Here is a 20,924-nt window from a genome sequence, read left to right as displayed (position 1 = left end):
GGGGTGCGTTTGGCTTTCGGCTCGCCGGTGTTGACGCCGACAACCACCACCTGCGATATCGAACGGTGCCACCGAAACCGCTTGACGCCCAACATAATTGAGTGTGGCTGAGCGTGCAGTATGCCACGCCACCTCGATGGATGGGTCAGCTTTCCACGGAAAACTGACCCTCGCGATGCTATGTGAGCAACTTCCTGAGCTGGCCGACCAGTGTCCTGGCTCCTTTATCGCCAAGTTGATCGCGCAACGCTATCGCCAGGGCGCGTGGATCCGCGTCGAACTTTCGAAGCGCCCGCGTCACCGAGCGCAGCGGCGGCGCCGTTGGTTCGTCTCGTGCCGCCGAATCCGAATTGCCGTCTTCGGTTTCATTGGCGGTGTTGGCCCCTTCACTGCGCCGGCCGCGAGCGGCCTTCCACCGGGCCACCTGCTGTGCGAGCGGAACCTGGGCAAGTGAACGCGCTTCGCGAATCGCCAGATCGCCCCTGCGGGTGGCTTCCTGAAGATCGGGTGCCAGTTTGAGTAGCGCGCGCCGATGTGACACCCACGTCTTGCTCTTACGAAGATGTTCGGCCGCGGCGTCAGCGCTGCCGTACTCCCCCACTAGCCTCTCGACAGCTTTGGCTTCCTCGATCACGTCGAATCCCGAGCGGTCGACGTTCTCGGAGATTACAGCCGTGAGCAGCGTTGCGCGATCATTGGCGAGTTCGTCTTTGATCACGATGTCGAGCTCGGGTCGGCCGAACTTGTGCGCGGCGGCCAACCGCCGGTTGCCGATGATTACTACCCACCGCGCCGAAATCGTGGTCTCGGGGTAGATGTTTTGAAATGCTCCTCGGGTGACAACAACTACGGGCTGTAGTTGGAAGTCAACGATGGAGGCCAACTCGTCGAGGTCACCGACCGAATCGCGCGGGTTGTGTGGGTTGCCGACCAGGTCTCGTAGAGCCACCGACCGCGACAGGCCCGACCGTGGGGCGACGACGGGAATCTTCGCGTTTCCGTCAACAGATGAGTTGTCGCCAACAGCATCGACGAGATCATCGAATGTCTTGACACCACCGCGCCCCATTACCGGACTCCTACCATGTTCAGTTCGTCGGCGAGCTTGTAGAAGTCAGCCGCCGCGTTGGCCGCCGAGCCACTCTTCTTGTACTGGGTGACCACGACGCCCTCGCTGCAGGCATTCGTGTGAATCTTGTAGTGCCGCACTACCGTCTCGGCTAAGGGCCATCCCTGTCCGCGAATGAACTTCTGCGTTTGCTTTAACCAGTGTTCGCCATCGCGCGGGTCCCAATCATTGATGAAGACCCGGTAGGGGATGTTGCGCGGTTCGAGAAGCTTACGGATCGTGCGCGCGGTTGGGTCGAAGCACATCGGCGCCGGCAGCACCGGGACGATCGCTTCGGCGGTGACGTCGAGGACGGTCCGCAGTGCATCGGCGGAGTATCCGTCACCTAGACCATCTCGAGAGGAGTCCGCGTCGAGGTCGAACCAGCCGGCGGTATCGACGTAGACCTCGACAATACCGGGCAGGTTGTTGAGCTGCTGCAGCCATTCGAGGGGATCGTCGTGCGCTTGGACAAGATGGAAGGGGAGTGCGTCGACCCGGTTGGCCCACCATTTTGCCGACCCCTGCGGGTCTATCGAGACCGCAGCCACCGGCGAGAACGCGTCGGGCTCGAGATATGCGGTCAGTTTTTGGGCTCGTACGGCGGCCAGATTGACGGTCGCGGTGCTCTTGCCGACACCGCCTTTTTGGTTCAAAACAGTGACAACTTTAGTCATGGGGAGAAGACCTTGGTGCGCTTGGGCCGCGGCTGCGGCCCACTCCGGGAACCGGCCGCCAGGAAATACGTCGCTGACCGAACGACCGCCCCTCAGACACGCTGAATTGTGCATTACATCTCGCCAGTTTTCCGCGGAAAACTGCCCAGATCCAACCGGAGATCGCATGCCGTCTTTCGCGCCTTCCCGGTCCGTCAATCACATCAGCGAGTCCATGACTTGCGTCGATTGACGAGCGACAGGCCAGTTTTCCGCGGAAAACTGGACATGCCGGGCTCAGATCATCACCCCAAAAGTCACGCGATTCCGCCGCGGCAGTGAGTTGTGCGCGCGCCTCATCGACTCGCCGCTCCCGATGGCATCCGGCCACATCATGACGTTGGCCGGCAGCCGCCGCCGAGAGGGTGACCACTTCCTCGGGCACTCGTGGATCGGGGCGTTGATTGCGCCGGGGCCCCGCACGACGTAGGAGTCGAACCGGCGGCATCCGCTGGCATGCACAACCGGGTCCACCCACAAAGCGCCCCCATAGTCGTTCGCACGTGCACCGACGCTTGACGACCTCACCGACACCGTCGGTCGACGGTTCACGGCGCACCAGCACCTAGTGCTTGTGCCGCCACGTTGTTGGGCACGCCACCGCCGACCTCTCGCGCGGCGGCGTCTACCGAACCTAGTGCTTGCGCCGCGGCGTCGGTGGCTGCGCCACCGCCGGCTTCCGGCACCGCGCCCTCTCCTGCGCCCCGCGCCGCGCTGCCTTCCGCGCCTAGTGCATCCGCGCGTGGCGCTGCCTGCGCGTCGGCAGACTTCAACACCGCGCGCACCTCACCGACTTTGACTCCCGCCAGTTCAGCGATCGCAGTGAGGCTTTCACCACGGCCTTGCATCCGGGCCACCGCTGTCGCGCCAGCCTGGCGGTGTTCGTGACGGCGCCGCTCCCCCTCTGCGCGTATCTCGAGGATACGGTTGCGCTCCCACTCGTCGACGGCGACCAGCCGCCCAATCTCGACGAGAAACGACGCAGCGTCATCGACATTTTGACGCTCACGCTCCAGACGTGCCTCGTTGGCCTTATGCTGCGCCTCCCGGACACGCTTGCGCGCCGCCGATTTCGAATTGATGTTCACCACGTGGGAACCATAGGACACACCCATCGTCGCGCTCTACCAACCTGACCAACATCATCTGTGTCCCCATTTGTCCGCACCCACTGTCGCCAAATCAACTGCCCACCAATGCAACACATCCGCACCGATCCGCACCACTCACCACAACCACCTGTCCGATCCGGGAAACGGTCGGGTGCGCTCGTTCACGCGCTACGACACACTTATGCCAACGAGACCCGTACCACAGCAGCCTGAAACCCGCTATCTGCACTGGTCGGCACGCGGTGGTTTCGCTTGGTGTGCGATGGCGCTATATGACCAGCTCAGACACCCCTTCTGGACCTCAACCAGAAGGGCTTGACCGCTCTCCTAAAGCCGGTCTCGCAGATTCGACCCCCTGACCGCACTCGACGGTGCATTTCCGATCGAATGTCGCACTGCTGGTAGCGGGAATCGAGAACTATGCCTCATGATCTCGGTATGACCTGCCGGCCAGTACCAACGGCGGGAGACGGGGTTGGAGACGATGACTATAGAAAATGCGTCGGTCATGCTCACCGCTCATGAAGTTCGAGCAATGACCGGAGTTCCGGTCTCAACGCTGCATGATTGGGCGGCCAGGCGGGAACGTGGGATTGATGCGCCTGGTCCACATCACCTCAGGCTTAGCGATCGGCACCGTCGATGGTTACTGGATGACGTCAAAGATTGGCTGGAATCGACTCGGGTGTAGAGCGATTCGCCCTCACCCACGACTTAGCACAACCGCAAATTTTGAGCTAACGATCAAGCTTGCACACGCTCACTGCTGGCTGCAGGCACTGATCCTCAATTCCCCCAACGTCATTCCGGAGGAATCTTGGCCATAAAGCGCCGCGAGACGAAGGACGGCGTGCGTTATGACGTCCAATGGCGCCTACCGGATCGTTCGAAGCGCAAGAAGAGCTTCCGAACAGAGCGGGAGGCGCGCCAGTTCGAAGCAAGGCTCGTCACCGACAGCGCCGCGGGCGTCAGGGTGGACCCACGCGGCGGCAAAATCCTGCTCCGCAACGTCTATCGATCGTGGCTAGCCTCCCGACCCGACCTGAGCGCGAAAGTCCGCCGCGGATACGAAGACAACTGGAGGCTGCGTATCGAGCCACAGTTTGGTTCGTGGCCGATCGCAAGAATCGACCACGAGTCGATCCAACGATGGGTGAATGCCATGTCAGCGTCGGGTCTCGGACCGCGGACCGTGAGGTGGACGCACTCGGTCCTCAAGATGACCCTTGACCGCGCCGTCGAGGAAGACCAGCTCCTCGGCAAGAACCCCGCATCACGCACCAAATTCCCACCGATGCGGCAAGCCACACACGTCTATCTAACCGTCGGCGAAGTCGCAACACTTGCCCAAACATGCGGCGCTCAAGGTGACGTCGTCTTGCTCCTGGCTTACACAGGCCTACGATTCGGTGAACTCACCGGCCTCAATGTCGAGGATGTCGACCTGGGCGCTCGTCGAATCCGTGTTCGCCGGTCGATGACCCAAGTCGGCGGCAAACTCGTTGAAGGGAACCCGAAATCGCAAGCCGGCCGACGTTCTGTCCCAATCCCCGAGCGCTTGATGCCGGCACTTAAGGCGCGGCTCGACGCACGACCCTGTGGCGCGCCGGCGATCGCGTCGCCGAAGGGTTCCCGGCTGAGCCTGGAGAACTGGAAGCGTGCGGTCAACTGGCGGAAGTCTGTGACTGAGATCGGCCGGGACAACTTGCGTGTGCATGACCTACGGCATACCTACGCATCGCTGTCACGACGGGCCGGCGCCGACTTGCGACTCCTGCAAAAGGCAATGGGCCACGCATCAATCACCGTGACCGCACACACCTACGCGGATCTCTTCGACGACGAGCTTGACGACATCGCAACCGCGCTTGACTCGCTCGACGATACTTTTCGTGCGGGCCGCAGCTGATCCGGTTTGGCCCTGTTTCGTCCCATTTCTCAGGGATCGAGGTGGCGGCAAGGCTGTCTGGCAATCGCACGGGAAGGGAGACCCAATCGTTAGACCCCGGCCTCAAGCCAGGTTGGCGAGGCCGGGGCCATTCGACTAGAGCGCAGACCCGGAGGTCATCCCCAACGCTGGTCCCGAAGCCGTTTGTTTAACCGGCCGCATCGGAGCGCACTTCATCAAGTGTAAAGGACTCAAACCCAATTGAGCGGAGGCCACACGCCCCCGCTGAACACAGCCGACCCCGGGGTTATGCGACGGTCAAGTCCAGGGACGTGGTGTACGACGTCGTCGTGTGATTCTTCGACTTGGTGGTTTAGGCGGTCAGTGCCGCCGGGGTGTCCTCCTGTTCTGTTGATGGCGTGTGGTCGGCGCGGGATTTGCTGAGGACGTCGAGGCCGAGGTAGCGGCGGGATTCGGCCCATTCGTCGTGTTGTTCGGCCAGCACCGCGCCGACGAGGCGGATTAGGGCGTTGCGGTCGGGGAAGATTCCGACGACGTCGGTGCGCCGGCGGATTTCCTTGTTGAGTCGTTCTTTTATCCGGCCCTCGGGGGCGGGTCAACCCGTCGGGGTGGGATGTTCATCGATCGAGGCGCTGGAGGTGGTCGGTAAGGGCGTGGGCGACGCGGTCGTGGCGGGCGGCTTCGTCGGTCCAGCCGCGGCACTCGGCGTCGGTTCTGAGGGCCTGGACGTCGGCGAGTTGGTCGGTGAGCGTGTCGCGGAATTCGGGGGCGGTGACGTAGTTGTCGCAGGTTTCGCAGATGTTGGCATAAGGGCACGCGCCCGCGGATTCGTGGCGAGCGCAGTATCCGTGTGCAACGCGGGTTTTCAGCATTTCACTGTGCAGCCAGCCGACCTTGTCGGGCAGGATCGGTTTGCCGACCGGGGTGAGGGTGAACTGGCGGCGCATCTTGCCCATCGCTTCGTCGTAGGCCGCGCGCAGGGTGGGCGAGGCCAGGGTGGCGTAGCGGATCGTCATTTGTGGAGTGACGTGCCCGAGTAAGGACATCAAGGCCTGCAGACTCATCCCGGCGTTGGCGAGTTCGGTGGCCCAGGTGTGGCGCAACTGATGTGGAGTGACCATCAGGACGCCGCCGTCGGGACGGTGCAACCCGGCGGATTCAGCGGCGGTGAGCAGCCCGTTGCGCAGCCGGGTGTAGCCCAGGCGGCGTCCGTGCCGGGTGAACAGAAAGTCGGTGAGCACGCCGGTGCGTGGGTGCGGCAGCGGCCGGTGCGTGCCGCGGAGGGCGACCCACTCGTCGAGCGCGGCGAGGGTCGCGGCGGAGAGCGGGACCATGCGTTCGGTGGCGAGCTTGCCCAGTGGCACCTTCAGCCAGGTTCCGGCCGGTCCGTAGTCGATGATGCTGCCCAGTTCGAGGTCGAGCAGTTCCCCCGCCCGCAGGCCGGCACCACGCAGCACGGTCAGGCCGATGCGGGCGAACGGATCCTGCAGGTGGGCAACGGCGTTCATCACTGCCGCGTCCACATCGGGTGCTAGCGCGCGTGGCAACGGCTGGTCGAGTTTGGGGACGTCGGCGGCGAATACCAACCGCCGTGGTGGGGCCTGCGCCCAGCCCCAGGCGGTGATGTCGTCGAGCAGGTTGCGCAGACTGAGCACTGCCGACTGGGCCACCGCGGCCGAGACGGTGCGCCCGGCGCCCGCGGCGGCGCGCTGACCACGCCAGCCCCGGGTGCGATTCCATTTCAGGTAGCCCTCGATGCAGCTCCGGTCGAGTTCACGCAGGCTGATGACGTCGGGATGGTGAGCGGTGAGGTATTCGGCGAAGGGCAGCAGGTCGTTGATCAGCGACTCGACCGATTTGGGCCGCAGCACCGCCGCGCGCACGCCGATGTAGCGCAGCAACGTCTGACGGATCGGGTCGGGCATCTCCACCTCGGTGAAGCGCTGCTCGAGGCTACGGGCCCACCGCCGGCGTTTCGGCGCGGTGTCGATGACCGCGGTCTCGAACAACAGCTGCCGCAGGCTGGCCAGCCGCCCCCTGTATGCCCGCCGCGACGATGGCGGCACCACGGTACGTGACAGCGCGGCGTCGAAGTCGTCGAGCGCGTCGCCGGTCAGGTCGGCGACCATTCCGCCGTGGTGTGCCAGCACTACCGCCAGACATTCGCCGAGGACCGTCTCGACCCAGGAACTCCTCCAGCCCAACCGAATTCCCGCATTCCGCAACGCGGCGAATCCGCTCGGATCCCGGTCCTCCACTGCGCGGCCCAGCCCGGTCAACTGTTTGACCGCGGCCAGCTCGACGTCCAGCCGTAACCGGCCGGTGCCGATCGTGTGACAGATCAGCGGCCACGCCCCGGTGTCCCGTATCTCGGCGATCCGCTCGGCTGCCGGCAGCGTCATCCAGGCGTGCAGGTCGCGGTGGCGTGCGGTGAAGTCGCGAGCGATCCGAATCCGGTCGCGTACCGCCCGCCCGCTCAAACCCAGGGTGGCGACGTGGTCGAGATAATCCGCCACCACCTCGTCGGCGCCTACGGGTTGGCCGACCAACACCGTGGTCACTGCCGGGCTCCGGCCAACGTCGCACGAGCAGCACCGTATTCGGCGGCGAGCTGCTCGATCGACAAATGCACGTAGCGGGCCGTGGTCTCCGGCGAGACATGCCCCATCAACGCCCGCAACGCCAGCAGATCGATTCCGGCCGCCGACAATTCGGTGCCGTAGGTATGCCGTAAACGGTGCGGGCGGACTCTTGTGGCGCCAGAGGTCTCCCGGTGCCGACGGAACAGGCTGCGCAGCCCGGCCTCGCTGACCGGTGCACCGGTCGTCGGGCCGCGCAGCACTACGAAGCACTGCGGCGTCGCCAACCCCGGCGGCCGCTCCCATCGCAGGTAGGCGGCGAGCTCGGTGAAGAACGCCGCATCGACCGGGACATGACGTTCCTTGCCGCCCTTGCCGATCACCCGAAGCCGGCGCCGGCCCATATCGACGTCGGCGAGCAGCAGGCCACGCGCCTCGGCCGAACGCAGCCCTCCGAGTAGCATCACCAGCACCATCGCCCGGTCCCGGTGCGTTGCCAGTGTCGCCAGGAACGCGTCGACATCGTTGGTGGACAACGATTCCGGAAGACGCTGCGGCTGACGCACCAACCTACCGCCACTGCGTGCACGCCCGGGACCCAGATGACCGAGCAACCCCCGCTGCGACTGGCGCAGCCCCTGTCCCCGCCGCGGCGACGGCACCGGATTGTCGGTGCAGACACCGGTCATCACCAGATACTCGAATAACGCGCGCACTGCCGCGACCCGGCGGTTCACCGTCGAAGCTGCCGGCGGGGTCGACGAGCGGTGACCGCCGGTGGGCTGGTCCGTTCGGCGGACGCCTTGCCAGTCGATCCAGTCGAACACCAACGGCGCATCGACCGCGGCGAGCCCGACCGCTTGCTGGACGAGGAACCGGCTCAAATTGGCGACGTCGAATGCGTAGGCCCGCACCGTGGCCGCGCTGAACCCCCGTCCCGCCAAATGGTTGAGAAACGCGTTCACCGCGTCCTGCCCGTCCCAGTCGCCCTCCAGGACATATCCGCTGTCGCTCTTGAGTACCCGCATCGCCGCTCCGCCTTCCCCCACCGAGATGCAGACAGCATCCATCCGTGCTCAGCGCTTGTGCGTGAACCTCACGCTGCAGCCCGAACCGTGTCCCCGGAGAGCCGGTTAACGGATAGTGGGTTGTTGGACCAGATCTGCCGCCAAATTTGTTTGGGGAAGGCGGTGAAGGCGAGCAGGTCGGCGCGGGCGTCTTCGAGGTGGTCGGCGACCTTGGGGAGCTTGTCGGCCAGTGCGTCGATGATGCGGTCATATTGGGCTGCAACGGAACCGGCGTCAGGTTGATCGAAGACCGAATGCAGTAGTGTGCGTACCCACGGCCACGATGATTTCGGAGTGATGGCCATCAGGTTGGTGGCGTAGTGGGTGCGACACCGTTGCCACGATGCCCCAGGCAGGGTGGCGCCGATCGCGGCCACCAGACCGGCGTGGGCGTCGGAAGTGACCAGACGGACCCCTGATAGGCCGCGGGCGGTCAGCGACCGCAGGAAGGTCAGCCAGCCGGCCCCGTCCTCGGCGGTGGTGACGTCGATGCCCAGGATTTCGCGGTAGCCCTCGGCGTTGACCCCGGTGGCGATCAGCGCGTGCACGTTGACCACCCGGCCTGCTTCGCGAACCTTGAGCACCAGGGCGTCAGCAGCCATGAACGTGTACGGGCCTGCATCCAGTGGCCGGGTCCGGAACGCCTCGACCGCGGCGTCGAGCTCTTTGGCCATCACGCTGACCTGGGACTTCGACAAGCTGGTGATGCCCAGAGTCTCGACGAGTTTGTCCATCCGCCGCGTCGAAACGCCCAGCAGGTAGCAGGTAGCCACCACCGTGGTCAGGGCCCGCTCGGCGCGTTTGCGCCGTTCCAGCAGCCAGTCCGGGAAGTACGAACCTTGCCTTAGCTTGGGAATCGCCAGATCCAATGTGCCTGCGCGGGTGTCAAACTCGCGGTGCCGATACCCGTTGCGGGAATTGGTGCGCTCGCTGCTGCGCTGGCCGTAGCCGGCACCGCACACCGCGTCGGCTTCGGCGCCCATCAGGGCGTGAATGAAGGCGGCCAACAACTCGCGCAGCACATCAGGGTGCGTGGTGGTGAGTCGTTCGGCCAGCACGGCAGACAGGTCGATATCGTGGGCAATGGTCATCGCGTTGATTCCTTTGCTCGAGTGACTTTGGTCGGTCCCTCGAAGAATCACGCGATGACCTTCATTCATCCGGCTACGACACGCCGGTCATCACCGGCTCGTACACCACTCTGCTGGACGCAACTAGGTACTGGAATCGATAGCCTTTGGCACCGTGGTCTAGTACGGCCACCGGCGTAATTTAAGCGTCGCCGCCGGTTCCGCCATGCGACAGCGAAGCGTCGCGTGGCCATTGACGTCCGCGATAACAGCAATTCAGGCGAGGACATCGAGCAACCTCTCTCGATTAATCTTGACGAGTTCGACCGTGAAACGGTGCGCAGTCTCCGTCATCCCTGGGGCAGAAGCAAATAGGTCCTCAACGGTCCGCCGTTCAAGCGACAGTATCCGTTCACGCCAGTACTCGCGGGTGCTCGGTCCACAGAGTCTGATGGCGTCGCCTGCCAGGTCCACGAGTGTCTGCCAACGCGTGCCCTTGCGATGCTCAAATCGGCTCGCGTGCCCACGTTCTGCCCATTTCATCACTGTTCCGTCGCGTAAGTGCTCGGCGCGCAGTTCGTCGCTCAACGTAAAGCCGAGGCTAGCTGCGTGGTCGAAAGAGGGCTCGGATACGTCCGGCGGCGGCACAAGGACGGCCCAGTTGCGGTCGTGGCGATCTCCATGCGCGATCAACGCGTCAAACAGGAGATATCCTGCGAACGCATCGAAAGCCCGAAACGACGTAGGCATCGATGAGCCTGGCGGTGATCCAAACCGTGTGAGTGCCTGCCTGATAGAGCCGACATTGTATCCGCGCGCTTCAGGATCAGTCGGGTCGTAATCGATAACCACCTCTGGCATTAGCGCCTGCCCTGCCTGCAATTCCCACTCTGGCAATCGCACGTCTTCAACCAATGCGCCACGCACCCCGCCCCGAGTGGCTAGTTCGACCGTGGCCGCCGGCACTCCGACCAGCCGAGCCATCTCGCTTCCGAGCTTCTCCACAGTGTCTTCCCCGAGGGAACGATCGCGCTCTGGCCGTGCGGGTTTGAACAGCCAGGTACGCTCTCTCGACGGATGTTTGAGCCAGTCGTGCGGATGCTGGCCCTGGCTCTCGAGGCCAGCGACAGCCCAGTCGTCGGCAGCCACGACTGACCAGCGAACGGGCACGACGCAATTGTGCCTCGCAGGTGCTAGTGCAATCGCCACTGGCCACGCGCATGTCGCGTAGGGCTCCGCTCGAAGACAGCGGAGAGTCGAGGGGGACGGATCCGATACAGAGTTGGCAGCGACGGCACCTCGTTTTTGGCCCCATATTGGCCCCATCGCCGAGTCCGAATCGGTGATGACGAGTTCGTAGACAGAGCGAAAAGGGGCGCTGAAATGCACAGATACTTGGTGGCCAGGGGCGGGATCGAACCGCCGACCTTCCGCTTTTCAGGCGGACGCTCGTACCGACTGAGCTACCTGGCCGGAAGGCAGCGAGTGCCTCGCCGTGCTGGCGACCCTGACGGGACTCGAACCCGCGACCTCCGCCGTGACAGGGCGGCGCGCTAACCAACTGCGCCACAGGGCCTTGCTGCTGCTCCGCGTCACCGCGTCGCGTACCCCCAACGGGATTCGAACCCGTGCTACCGCCGTGAAAGGGCGGCGTCCTAGGCCACTAGACGATGGGGGCCAGAACCGAATCACTCCGGGGTACTCGCAACGTGGTTTCGTTGGGAGCCACGTCAGCTTAGGTCACGGTGTGCCCAATCCTCAAACGAGCCGGGTTTTCGGTCCAAGTATCCTGAATCTCCGCGGCCCCTATAGCTCAGTTGGTAGAGCTACGGACTTTTAATCCGCAGGTCCTAGGTTCGAGTCCTAGTGGGGGCACCACATCGCGCATGGCGCTCGCCGCGCGCGACCGATGACCGCTCATCGCCCGAGCGCAGCACTGCAGTACGTCACATCGGCGAAGGCCGCGGCGACGTCGTCGTCGGCGTAGGCGAATCCGTTCGCCGCGTGCAGCTCCGCGACCGTTGCCGAGGAGGTCTGCCAGCCGCGCCGGTTCAGGTGGTCGACGATATGGCTGCGCCGGCCGTGATAGACGAGGTCGTTGAAGTCGATCTCGAAACCGAGTTCGCTCATCCGGTCGTGGTGGGCGCGCCACCGCGGGTCGGCGAAAACCGCAGTGTCGGGCACGAATTCGAAAGCGAGGCGGCTGCCGGGCGCGCTGAGCGCGGTGATGTTGTCGAACAGCGCGTCCTGAGCTTCGTCCGGCAGGTAGACCACCAAGCCTTCGGCGCTCCACGCCGAGGGGGCCTGCGGATCGAATCCCGCGGCCTGCAGGGCCGAGGCCCAATCGTCGCGCAGATCGATGGCGACGGTGCGCCGCTCGGCGGTCGGCTCGGCTCCCAGATCGCCCAGGGTCAGGGTCTTGAACTCGATGACCTCTGGCATGTCGACCTCGTAAACGACGGTCCCGGCCGGCCAGGGCAGGCGGTAGGCGCGGGAATCCAGGCCCGACGCCAGGATCACGGCCTGGCCGATGCCGCTGCGGGTCGCGTCCAGAAAAAACTGGTCATAAAACCGGGTTCGGCAGGCCATTCCCTGCGCCATCCGCTGGGGATCGAACTCGGTGTCCCCCTCGGCCGCGATTTCCCCGTTCACCAGCCGGACGTAGACGTCGATCCCGACCGCCCGCACCAGCGGGGCGGCATACGGATCGTCGATCAACTTCGCGTCGGAGGACAGCGCCCGCTGGGCGGCCACCATGGTCGCCGTCGCCCCGACGCTTGTCGCCAGGTCCCAACGATCACGATCGGTGCGCGCCATGATGCCCCTTCAGTCGGGTCGGAAAAAGATAGATAATCTAGTTAACATCACGGACTCGGTGTGGCGGCCGACGGGGCTACTCTCCGACTTATCTGCTGCCGTCCCACTCCGGAGGACCCGTGACCGACTTCGCTCAACGAACGATCGAACTGGCTCGCCGCAACGTGGCCGAAGGCGGTCGGCCGTTCGCAACGGTGATCGTCCGGGGCGGCGAGGTGCTCGCCGAGAGCGCCAACCGGGTGGCCCAGACGAACGACCCCACCGCCCACGCCGAGATCCTCGCCATCCGCGAGGCCTGCGTGAAGCTGGGCACCGAGCACCTTGTCGATACCACGATCTACGTGCTGGCCCACCCGTGCCCGATGTGCCTGGGCTCACTGTATTACTGCTCGCCCCGGGAGGTCGTGTTCCTGACCACCCGCGACAGCTACGAGCAGTACTACGCCGATGACCGCAAGTACTTCGAGCTGTCCACGTTCTATGACGAATTCGCCAAGGACTGGGACCGGCGGCGCCTGCCGATGCGCTACGACCCCCGCCAGGGCGCGATAGAGGTCTACCGGCTCTGGAACGAGCGCAATGGCGGCCGGCGCCAGACGACGTTCGTCCCGCCGGCCTGAGCCGCTTGGCAGCCCCGCCGCCTTTCGCTAGTATCTGCGTATGCATGCAGGTAATAGCAAAGGGCGCCTCCCCGACGACCAGGCAGGCCTGGTGGTCGAAGTCTTCCGGATGCTCGCCGATGCCACCCGCGTGCAGGTGCTCTGGTCGTTGACCGACCACGAGATGTCGGTCAACGAACTCGCCGAGCACGTGGGCAAGCCGGCGCCGTCGGTTTCCCAGCACCTCGCGAAGTTGCGGATGGCACGTCTGGTCCGCACCCGCCGGGAAGGCACCACGATCTTCTACAGCCTGGAGAACGACCACGTCCGCCAGCTGGTCATCGACGCCGTTTTCAACGCCGAGCACGCCGGCCCCGGGGTTCCCGGTCACCACCGCGGTGACAACAGCCTCAAGGCGGTAACCGGATCGTCGCCCACACCGAACCGACACCGCAGCGCCAGCCGCTGAGCGAGCCGGAAGCACAAGGCATTTCACACAAGGAGGCATCACCGATGAGCGAAGAGCACACCCACGACGCGCCCCACGCGCACGAGCACCAGCACGGCGACGTGACGCACGCCCACGCGCACACGTCCCACGAGCATGACCACGTGGAGCACGAGCACTCCCACGCGCACGCCGACGGGACGCAACACAATCATCGGCACGTGCACCAGGCGGGACTCGAGGAGGTTCACGGTCACGCCCACGCCTAGGGCGGACGGCGACTCACCGAGCTCAGGGCACAATTGCCGTACTCCTTCACACCCCGCTCCGCGGGCTGCATCGTCGTACGGCTAAGACACCATCGGGCAGTAGTGCTTGGGATCCCCGCGCTCCTCGACGGGCGGCAGGTTGCGCGCCGGAGTTTGCACCAGCGGGGTATCGAGCGGGATTCGCCCGCTGGCGCGGTCCAAACCGGCGCGGGCTCGCGGGTGCTTACGGAATCTGCTTGGCACCAAGGCGAATACGAAACGAACCAGGTCGCCAAAACGCCGGTGCAGCCACTCGTCGCGGCGCGACCATTGGTAGCCCATCAGCTCCCGCACCGGAGGGTCGTACAGGCCGACCGTCAGCCACACGAAAAACGGGGCCATCAGTTTGCGCTGCATGGCCCACAAGGGATCCGGAATCCATTGCGCGAAAGGCGGTTTGGGCAACACGCTCAGATCGAGCACGGCACGGGCGGCCTCGTTGCTCTCCAGCACGTTGCGGCACATGTGGTCCCAGTAGGCCTGGAACTCCTCCCACGACTTCGGCACGGGCCGCATGCTCATGCCGTACATGCGGTACCACTCGACATGCTCGTCGAACAGTTGACGCTTCTGCGCCTCGGTGATCCCGCCACAGAACCGTTCGGCCACGTGAATGGTGCCCATGAAGAAGGTGGAGTGCGCCCAGTAGAAGACGTCGGGGTTCAACGCGTGGTAGCGGCGGCCCTGGTCGTCGACCCCCTTGATGTCGGTGTGGTAATCACGCACCTCGGCGCCGGTGACCGGTGCGCGGTCACCGTCGAAGACCACTCCCCCGATGGGATACAACGAACGCAGCAGACGCGGCCACCGCTCGCGGAAGAAGGTGGAGTGGTCGAGGACCGCCGCGCCCAGTTGGGGGTGCATGTTCTGCATCGATCCGGCCCACGGGCCCTGCAGCATGCCCCGCCAATCCCCGAAATACCGCCAGGTCAGGGAATCGGGCCCCAGCGGTGCCGGCGGCGCCTCGTAGCCCAGGGGCGATACCGGGCAGCCCGCCGCGACGCCGCTGGACCCGTCGGTCGGCCCGGCCGAACTCGACTGCTCAGGGGAGCCGGTCGCGTCGCTGGTCAGGGGGTGCGATGCGGACGTATCTTGAGTCACTATTGGATTCCTGTAGGTATCTAAATTTTTGACTACGGCCGTTGTCATTTTCAGCTTAGGAGCGATGTGCAGACGGGTCAACGACGGGGACGCTGGACCGGCGTCCCCTTGGAGAGTCGCCTCGCGCTTCGTCGTGACAACCTGATCAGCGCCGGCGTACAGCTGCTCGGCGGTTCCGGGGGACCGGCGCTGACCGTGCGCGCGGTGTGCCGCAAGGCGGCGCTGACCGAGCGCTACTTCTACGAAAGCTTCGCCGACCGTGACGAATTCGTCCGCGCGGTCTACGACGACGTCTGCACGCGCGCGATGAACACCCTGACGTCGGCGACGACCCCGCGGGAGGCCGTCGAACGCTTCGTCGAACTGATGGTGGACGACCCCGTCCGCGGGCGGGTGCTGTTGCTAGCGCCCGCGGTGGAGCCGGTGCTGACCCGGTCGGGCGCGGAGTGGATGCCCAACTTCATCGACTTGCTGCAGCGCAAGCTGTCCCGGATCGGCGATGCGGTGCTGCAGAAGATGATCGCCACCAGCCTGGTCGGCGGCCTGTCGAGCCTGTTCACCGCCTACCTGCACGGCCAGCTCGGGGCGACCCGCAAGCAGTTCATCGACTACTGCATCAACATGCTCTACATCACGGCGGCCCCGTACGTCCCCGCCGGAGAGCTCGGCAATTCGCAGTAACGGGTTTTCAATTCGGCCGCATCGGCAAGCCGTAAAACTGGGGGCTGATCGCGATGTCAAACCGTTATCAGCCACGCCTGATGAGGAACTTGCTGCTACCGAAGTACACAGATATATTGACTGCTACCCATCGACACAGATAACTGGAGGCCCTATGTCAGCCGAGCTGACAAACCTACAGCTGTTGCACGAACTCCAGCCGGCCGTCGAGAAGTACCTGAACCGGCACGAGAGCATGCACAAGAACTGGAACCCGCACGACTACATCCCGTGGTCGGACGGCAAGAACTACTACGCGCTCGGTGGGCAGGACTGGGAGCCGGGGCAATCCAAGCTCACTGACGTCGCCCAGGTGGCGATGGTCCAGAACCTGATGACCGAAGACAACCTGCCGTCGTACCACCGCGAGATCGCGATGAACTTCAGCATGGACGGCCCCTGGGGCCAGTGGGTCAACCGGTGGACCGCAGAGGAGAACCGGCACGGCATCGCGCTGCGCGACTACCTGGTGGTCACGCGCGCGGTCGATCCGATCGAGTTGGAGAAGCTGCGCATCGAGGTGGTCAACCGCGGCTTCAGCCCCGGCCAGAACCACCAGGTTCGGGAAGACCTGTTCGCCGAGAGCCTGTTCGATTCGGTAACCTACGTGACCTTCCAGGAGTTGGCGACCCGGATCTCGCACCGCAACACCGGTAAGGCGTGCAACGACACGATCGCCGACCAGTTGCTGGCCAAGATCTCTGCCGACGAGAACCTGCACATGATCTTCTACCGCGACGTCACCGAGGCCGGGTTCGAGATCGCGCCCAATCAGGCGATGAAGTCGCTGCACAAGGTGCTGCGCAACTTCCAGATGCCCGGCTACCAGGTGCCCGAGTTCCGGCGCAAGGCCGTGATGATCGCCGTCGGCGGCGTGTACGACCCACGCATCCACCTCGACGAGGTCGTCATGCCGGTGTTGAGGAAATGGCGCATCTTCGAGCGCGAGGACTTCACCGGCGAGGCCGCCGCCTTGCGCGACGATCTGGGTGTGCTGATCAAGGAGCTCGAGCAAACCTGCGACAAGTTCGAGGTCTCCAAGCAGCGCCAGCTCGACCGTGAAGCCCGCACCGGCAAGAGGACGACGGCAGCCGAGCTGCATCAGACTGCGGGCACGCTGACCATGAGCCGGCGGTAACCAAGCGGTGCGCATCGGTTCCATCGCGCTCGCCAGCCCGGTGGTACTGGCACCGATGGCGGGCGTTACCAACGTCGCATTCCGGACGCTGTGCCGTGAGCTGGAGCAGTCCAAGGTCGGCACCGTCAGCGGACTCTATGTCTGCGAGATGGTGACCGCCCGCGCGCTCGTCGAGCGACACCCGGTCACCATGCACATGACCACGTTCGCCCCCGACGAGTCGCCCCGCTCGCTGCAGCTCTACACCGTCGACCCCGCGACCACCTACGCGGCCGCCAAGATGATCGCCGACGAAGGCCTGGCCGATCACATCGACATGAATTTCGGCTGCCCGGTGCCCAAGGTCACCAAGCGCGGGGGCGGCTCGGCGCTGCCCTATAAGCGGCGGCTGTTCGGCCAGATCGTCGCCGCGGCCGTGCGCGCCACCGAGGGCACCCCGATACCGGTGACCGTGAAGTTCCGCATCGGCATCGATGACGAGCACCACACGCACCTCGATGCCGGACGTATCGCAGAAGCCGAGGGCGCGGCCGCGGTCGCGCTGCACGCCCGTACGGCGGCGCAACGCTACTCCGGCACCGCCGATTGGGACGAGATCGCCCGCCTCAAGCAGCATGTGCGCACGATCCCGGTGCTCGGCAACGGTGACATCTACGACGCCAGCGACGCGCTGACGATGATGGCCGCCACCGGATGCGACGGCGTGGTCATCGGCCGCGGCTGCCTGGGCCGGCCGTGGCTTTTCGCCGAGCTGTCGGCCGCGTTCACCGGCAGCCCGCCGCCCACCCCGCCCACGCTGGGCGAGGTCGCCGACATCGTCCGCCGGCACGGGCAGCTGCTAGCCGCGCACTTCGGCGAGGACAAGGGCATGCGCGACATCCGCAAGCACATCGCCTGGTACCTGCACGGGTTTCCGGCCGGCTCCGAGCTGCGCCGGGCGCTGGCGATGGTCAAGACGCTCGACGAGCTGGACGGCCTGCTCGACCGGTTGGACGGCAGCGTCCCCTTCCCGGACGAGGCGAGCGGCCCCCGGGGCCGGCAGGGTTCACCGGCGAGGGTCGTGCTCCCGGAAGGCTGGCTGGACGACCCCGACGACTGCACCGTGCCGGCCGGTGCCGACGTCATGCATTCGGGCGGCTGAGTCCACCGGCTCGAGATCGCTTCCGGACCGATAACTCAGTACGATGTGGGCTTTGTTGCGTGCGCTTGGATGGCGGATGAGTTTCCTGCCGCCGCACCGGGCGCGACGAAAAACGGTTGGCACGCCCCGCTGCGCCCCAAAAGCGGCGCTGCGCTGCCACGACGCACGGACACGATGACGTCTGCATCAGAGCTTCGGAGGCCGGTAGGACATGAGTGACGGCGAGCGCGACGCCACTCGTAACGGTCGGCACGCACCGGGCGAGGCTCACGCCCAACCGATCCCAGCCGGCCCGTCGCCGAGCTTGGGCGCTGCCCCCTGGGAACGATTCTTCGAACCACCGCCCGACGACAACCTCCACCGATGGCAGCCAGAGGCCGCCGTCGCGCCTGCCGCGCCTGCCGCGCCGCAGGAAGACGACACCGAGCACACGGGAAGCCACGCCGGGGGCGGGGTCAGCGTCGCCGATCTGATCGCCAAGATCGGCGCGCCCGACCGGCCCGTTCACCGACGCGCCGCCCCCGAGCCCGAGCCCGAGCCCGAATTTTTCGAGCCCGAGTCCGAAGTCTTCGAGCCCGAACCGCCGCTCGAGATGCAGAAGACACAGGTCATCGACGACCTCGCCTATTCGTTCGACGCGGTCTCCGAGCTTCGCGAGCTCATGGACGCCGACTACCCGAACGACGACGACCCCGGCGAGCCGCCTTCCGACGCGGTCGATACCGCCGCCGAGGAGCCCAAACGCCGCCGCCCGATGCTGCTGGCCGGACGCTCGATAGCGGCGCTGGCCGCCGTGCTGGCCCTGGTGATGACCGGCGGGGCATGGCAGTGGAGCACGTCGAAGAACGCCAGGCTCAACACCATCAACGCGCTCGACCCGCACTCGGACGACATCCGCGACGCAAACGGGCAGTACGGCGACGAAGACTTCTTGATCGTCGGCCTTGACTCGCGCGCCGGCGACAACGCCAACATGGGCGCCGGCGACACCGACGACGCCGACGGCGCCCGCTCGGACACCGTGATGCTGGTCAACATCCCGGCCAACCGCAAACGCGTGGTGGCGGTGTCCTTCCCGCGCGACCTGGCGATCACCCCGATGCAATGCGAGGCCTGGAACCCCACCACCGGCAAGTACGGCCCGCTCTACGACGAGAAGACGCAGACGTGGGGACCGAAGATGGTCTACACCGAGACCAAACTGAACTCGGCGTTCGCGTTCGGCGGCCCGAAGTGTCTGGTGAAGGAAATCCAGAAGCTGTCCGGATTGAGCATCAACCGCTTCATCGCCGTCGACTTCTCCGGGTTCGCGAAGATGGTCGACGCCCTCGGCGGCGTCGAGGTGTGCTCGAGCACCCCGCTGCACGACTACGAGCTGGGCACCGTGCTCGAACACGGCGGCCGCCAGGTTCTCGACGGCTCCACCGCATTGAATTACGTGCGGGCCCGCCAGGTCACCACGGAGATCAACGGGGACTACGGCCGCATCAAACGCCAGCAGTTGTTCCTGTCGTCGCTGCTGAGGTCGTTGATCTCGGCGGACACATTGCTCGACCTCAACAAGCTCAACAACGTCGTCAACATGTTCATCAGCGACACCGTCGTCGACAACGTGAAGTCCAAGGACCTGGTGCAGCTCGGTCAGTCGCTGCAGGGGATGGCGGCCGGCCACGTCACGTTCGTGACGGTGCCGACCGGCGTCACCGACCAGAACGGCGACGAGCCGCCGCGCATGTCCGATATGCGGGCGCTGTTCGACGCCATCATCAACGACGATCCGCTGCCAGAGGAAAACGACCAGAACGCAAAGAATTTGAGCGCCTCACCTGGTTCGGGCACGACGACGGGAGCGTCGAAAGCCCCGACCACCAGGAAGCCGTCCCCGACGCCGGAGGCTCAACACGAGCAGGTCACCACGACCTCGCCAAGCGGTGTGACGGTACGGGTTTCCAACGCCACCACGCAGACCGGTCTGGCGGCAACCGCAACCACCCAGCTCAAGCGGGACGGCTTCAACGTGATGACGCCCGACGATTATCCGAGTTCGGTGACCGCGACGACGGTTCTGTTCTCGCCCGGCAACGAAGAGGCCGCGGCCACCGTGGCGTCCTCGTTCGCCAATGCCAAGGTCCAGCGGGTTTCCGGCTACGGGCAGGTCGTGCAGGTGGTACTGGGCCCAGACTTCAAGTCGGTCACCGCTCCCTCACCGAGCGGCTCGCCGATGAGTTTGCAGATCGAACGCGGCTCGAGCAACGCGCCGGCCAAGCTCCCCGAGGACCTGACCGTCACCAACGCGGCCGACACCACCTGCGAATAAGCGTTTTTGACGGCGCTCCGCGGCCTGTCTCGGACGCGGGGAACGTATCCTTGACGACATGCGAACCGCCTACCACGAGCAGCTCTCGGAGTTAACCGAGCGGCTCGGCGAGATGTGCGGCTTGGCAGGAATCGCCATGGAGCGGGCCACCCAAGCCCTGCTGCAGGCCGACTTGGTGCTGGCCGAACAAGTGATCTCCGACCACGAAGCGATCGCCGCGATGAGTGCGCGCGCCGAGGAAAGCGCCTTTGTGCTGCTGGCGTTGCAGGCGCCGGTCGCCGGCGATCTGAGGTCCATCGTGAGCGCCATTCAGATGGTCGCGGACATCGACCGCATGGGTGCGCTGGCGCTGCACGTCGCCAAGATCGCCCGGCGGCGCCATCCCCAGCACGCGCTGCCCGAAGAGGTCAACGGCTACTTCGCCGAAATGGGCAGCATCGCAGTCGAATTGGGGAACAGCGCCCAAGAGGTGGTGTTGTCGCGCGACCCGGAAAAGGCGGCCCGGATCCGCGAGGAAGACGACGCGATGGACGATTTGCACCGGCACCTGTTCTCGGTGCTCATGGACCGGGAATGGAAGCACGGCGTCGCGGCGGCCGTCGACGTGACGTTGCTGGGCCGCTTCTACGAGCGTTTCGCCGACCACGCTGTCGAGGTGGCCAGGCGCGTCATTTTCCAGGCCACCGGCAGACTGCCCGAGGAAGAAGCGAAACCGCCCTCGCAGTAACCGCGAGCTGCTTCGTCGTCGGGCTGGTTCGATCGCCCAACTCCTCA

Annotated in this window: 17 protein-coding genes, 4 tRNA genes and 2 pseudogenes; 10 read left to right on the top strand and 13 right to left on the bottom strand. The window is 65.2% G+C overall.

What is annotated here, in order from left to right; translation table 11 throughout:
* Nucleotides 1-178: 178 nt before the first annotated feature.
* From AC0KS4_RS28325 to AC0KS4_RS28315, 3 genes are all read right to left on the bottom strand, one after another.
* Entirely contained in the window at nucleotides 179-1,069 is an 891-nt protein-coding gene (locus AC0KS4_RS28325) for a ParB/RepB/Spo0J family partition protein (RefSeq protein WP_007172119.1), read from the bottom strand.
* On the bottom strand, nucleotides 1,069-1,785 hold the full coding sequence (locus tag AC0KS4_RS28320; protein WP_007172118.1) for a ParA family protein: 717 nt from the start codon (nucleotides 1,783-1,785) through the stop codon (nucleotides 1,069-1,071). Before AC0KS4_RS28320 ends, AC0KS4_RS28325 begins: the two co-directional genes overlap by 1 nt.
* A gap of 587 nt (nucleotides 1,786-2,372) precedes the next feature.
* A complete protein-coding gene (locus AC0KS4_RS28315) occupies nucleotides 2,373-2,915 on the bottom strand; it encodes a hypothetical protein (protein WP_174814220.1) in 543 nt (180 codons plus the stop codon).
* 838 nt (nucleotides 2,916-3,753) lie between these two features.
* Here AC0KS4_RS28315 and AC0KS4_RS28310 point away from each other — a divergent pair.
* A complete protein-coding gene (locus AC0KS4_RS28310) occupies nucleotides 3,754-4,845 on the top strand; it encodes a tyrosine-type recombinase/integrase (RefSeq protein ID WP_007172599.1) in 1,092 nt (363 codons plus the stop codon).
* Between the two features lie 352 nt (nucleotides 4,846-5,197).
* Here the strand turns inward: AC0KS4_RS28310 and AC0KS4_RS28305 are convergent.
* The 8 genes and pseudogenes from AC0KS4_RS28305 to AC0KS4_RS28270 form a co-directional block, all read right to left on the bottom strand.
* Nucleotides 5,198-5,416 (bottom strand): annotated as a pseudogene (locus AC0KS4_RS28305) (transposase); the annotation flags it as partial.
* A 46-nt stretch (nucleotides 5,417-5,462) separates the two neighbouring features.
* A complete protein-coding gene (locus AC0KS4_RS28300; RefSeq protein ID WP_007172497.1) occupies nucleotides 5,463-7,406 on the bottom strand; it encodes a tyrosine-type recombinase/integrase in 1,944 nt (647 codons plus the stop codon).
* A complete protein-coding gene (locus AC0KS4_RS28295; protein WP_007172498.1) occupies nucleotides 7,403-8,452 on the bottom strand; it encodes a tyrosine-type recombinase/integrase in 1,050 nt (349 codons plus the stop codon). Before AC0KS4_RS28295 ends, AC0KS4_RS28300 begins: the two co-directional genes overlap by 4 nt.
* A gap of 116 nt (nucleotides 8,453-8,568) precedes the next feature.
* Nucleotides 8,569-9,582, bottom strand: a pseudogene (locus AC0KS4_RS28290) (IS256 family transposase); the annotation flags it as partial.
* Nucleotides 9,583-9,837: 255 nt separating this feature from the next.
* A complete protein-coding gene (locus AC0KS4_RS28285; protein ID WP_224113137.1) occupies nucleotides 9,838-10,710 on the bottom strand; it encodes a HipA domain-containing protein in 873 nt (290 codons plus the stop codon).
* Between the two features lie 247 nt (nucleotides 10,711-10,957).
* A tRNA-Phe gene (locus tag AC0KS4_RS28280) sits at nucleotides 10,958-11,034 on the bottom strand.
* Between the two features lie 26 nt (nucleotides 11,035-11,060).
* A tRNA-Asp gene (locus AC0KS4_RS28275) sits at nucleotides 11,061-11,137 on the bottom strand.
* A gap of 29 nt (nucleotides 11,138-11,166) precedes the next feature.
* Nucleotides 11,167-11,239, bottom strand: a tRNA-Glu gene (locus AC0KS4_RS28270).
* A gap of 124 nt (nucleotides 11,240-11,363) precedes the next feature.
* On the opposite strand from AC0KS4_RS28270, the gene AC0KS4_RS28265 reads away from it, so the two are divergent.
* Nucleotides 11,364-11,439, top strand: a tRNA-Lys gene (locus AC0KS4_RS28265).
* 39 nt (nucleotides 11,440-11,478) lie between these two features.
* Here AC0KS4_RS28265 and AC0KS4_RS28260 read toward each other — a convergent pair.
* Nucleotides 11,479-12,378 (bottom strand): class I SAM-dependent methyltransferase, encoded by a 900-nt coding sequence (locus AC0KS4_RS28260; protein WP_238955751.1) that lies wholly within the window; start codon nucleotides 12,376-12,378, stop codon nucleotides 11,479-11,481.
* A gap of 119 nt (nucleotides 12,379-12,497) precedes the next feature.
* Between AC0KS4_RS28260 and AC0KS4_RS28255 the strand changes: the two genes are divergently transcribed.
* From AC0KS4_RS28255 to AC0KS4_RS28245, 3 genes are read left to right on the top strand one after another with little or no spacing between them, the layout of a single operon-like run.
* A complete protein-coding gene (locus AC0KS4_RS28255; RefSeq protein WP_238955750.1) occupies nucleotides 12,498-12,998 on the top strand; it encodes a nucleoside deaminase in 501 nt (166 codons plus the stop codon).
* A gap of 40 nt (nucleotides 12,999-13,038) precedes the next feature.
* Nucleotides 13,039-13,446 (top strand): ArsR/SmtB family transcription factor, encoded by a 408-nt coding sequence (locus AC0KS4_RS28250; RefSeq protein ID WP_238955749.1) that lies wholly within the window; start codon nucleotides 13,039-13,041, stop codon nucleotides 13,444-13,446.
* 44 nt (nucleotides 13,447-13,490) lie between these two features.
* A complete protein-coding gene (locus AC0KS4_RS28245) occupies nucleotides 13,491-13,694 on the top strand; it encodes a zinc transporter Slc39a7 (protein ID WP_238955748.1) in 204 nt (67 codons plus the stop codon).
* A gap of 81 nt (nucleotides 13,695-13,775) precedes the next feature.
* Here the strand turns inward: AC0KS4_RS28245 and AC0KS4_RS28240 are convergent, their stop codons facing one another.
* Nucleotides 13,776-14,834 carry an oxygenase MpaB family protein gene (locus tag AC0KS4_RS28240; RefSeq protein WP_238955747.1) on the bottom strand — a complete coding sequence of 353 codons (1,059 nt, stop codon included), beginning with the start codon at nucleotides 14,832-14,834 and terminating at the stop codon, nucleotides 13,776-13,778.
* A 66-nt stretch (nucleotides 14,835-14,900) separates the two neighbouring features.
* Between AC0KS4_RS28240 and AC0KS4_RS28235 the strand changes: the two genes are divergently transcribed.
* From AC0KS4_RS28235 to phoU, 5 genes are all read left to right on the top strand, one after another.
* Entirely contained in the window at nucleotides 14,901-15,515 is a 615-nt protein-coding gene (locus AC0KS4_RS28235; protein WP_225327823.1) for a TetR/AcrR family transcriptional regulator, read from the top strand.
* A gap of 154 nt (nucleotides 15,516-15,669) precedes the next feature.
* Nucleotides 15,670-16,692: an acyl-ACP desaturase gene (locus AC0KS4_RS28230; RefSeq protein WP_225327824.1), complete on the top strand. Its 1,023-nt coding sequence runs from the start codon at nucleotides 15,670-15,672 to the stop codon at nucleotides 16,690-16,692.
* Between the two features lie 7 nt (nucleotides 16,693-16,699).
* Nucleotides 16,700-17,833, top strand: a complete 1,134-nt coding sequence (dusB, locus tag AC0KS4_RS28225; protein ID WP_308193051.1) for a tRNA dihydrouridine synthase DusB — start codon at nucleotides 16,700-16,702, stop codon at nucleotides 17,831-17,833.
* A 211-nt stretch (nucleotides 17,834-18,044) separates the two neighbouring features.
* Nucleotides 18,045-20,150: an LCP family protein gene (locus tag AC0KS4_RS28220; protein ID WP_238955746.1), complete on the top strand. Its 2,106-nt coding sequence runs from the start codon at nucleotides 18,045-18,047 to the stop codon at nucleotides 20,148-20,150.
* 58 nt (nucleotides 20,151-20,208) lie between these two features.
* Nucleotides 20,209-20,877: a phosphate signaling complex protein PhoU gene (gene phoU, locus AC0KS4_RS28215; RefSeq protein ID WP_225327827.1), complete on the top strand. Its 669-nt coding sequence runs from the start codon at nucleotides 20,209-20,211 to the stop codon at nucleotides 20,875-20,877.
* The last annotated feature ends 47 nt before the right edge of the window (nucleotides 20,878-20,924 follow it).

This window comes from Mycobacterium sp. NTMscope_MAC_12, from assembly GCF_976985675.1.
The sequence above is the reverse complement of the archived record's forward strand: the minus strand, read 5'-3'. Positions and strand labels throughout refer to the sequence as shown.

Coding starts and splice junctions, on each gene's coding strand:
- AC0KS4_RS28325 (WP_007172119.1), bottom strand. CDS start 1,069: ATGGGGCGCGGTGGTGTCAAGACATTCGATGATCTCGTCGATGCTGTT.
- AC0KS4_RS28320 (WP_007172118.1), bottom strand. CDS start 1,785: ATGACTAAAGTTGTCACTGTTTTGAACCAAAAAGGCGGTGTCGGCAAG.
- AC0KS4_RS28295 (WP_007172498.1), bottom strand. CDS start 8,452: ATGCGGGTACTCAAGAGCGACAGCGGATATGTCCTGGAGGGCGACTGG.
- AC0KS4_RS28260 (WP_238955751.1), bottom strand. CDS start 12,378: ATGGCGCGCACCGATCGTGATCGTTGGGACCTGGCGACAAGCGTCGGG.
- AC0KS4_RS28250 (WP_238955749.1), top strand. CDS start 13,039: ATGCATGCAGGTAATAGCAAAGGGCGCCTCCCCGACGACCAGGCAGGC.
- AC0KS4_RS28245 (WP_238955748.1), top strand. CDS start 13,491: ATGAGCGAAGAGCACACCCACGACGCGCCCCACGCGCACGAGCACCAG.
- AC0KS4_RS28230 (WP_225327824.1), top strand. CDS start 15,670: ATGTCAGCCGAGCTGACAAACCTACAGCTGTTGCACGAACTCCAGCCG.
- AC0KS4_RS28220 (WP_238955746.1), top strand. CDS start 18,045: ATGAGTGACGGCGAGCGCGACGCCACTCGTAACGGTCGGCACGCACCG.
- phoU (WP_225327827.1), top strand. CDS start 20,209: ATGCGAACCGCCTACCACGAGCAGCTCTCGGAGTTAACCGAGCGGCTC.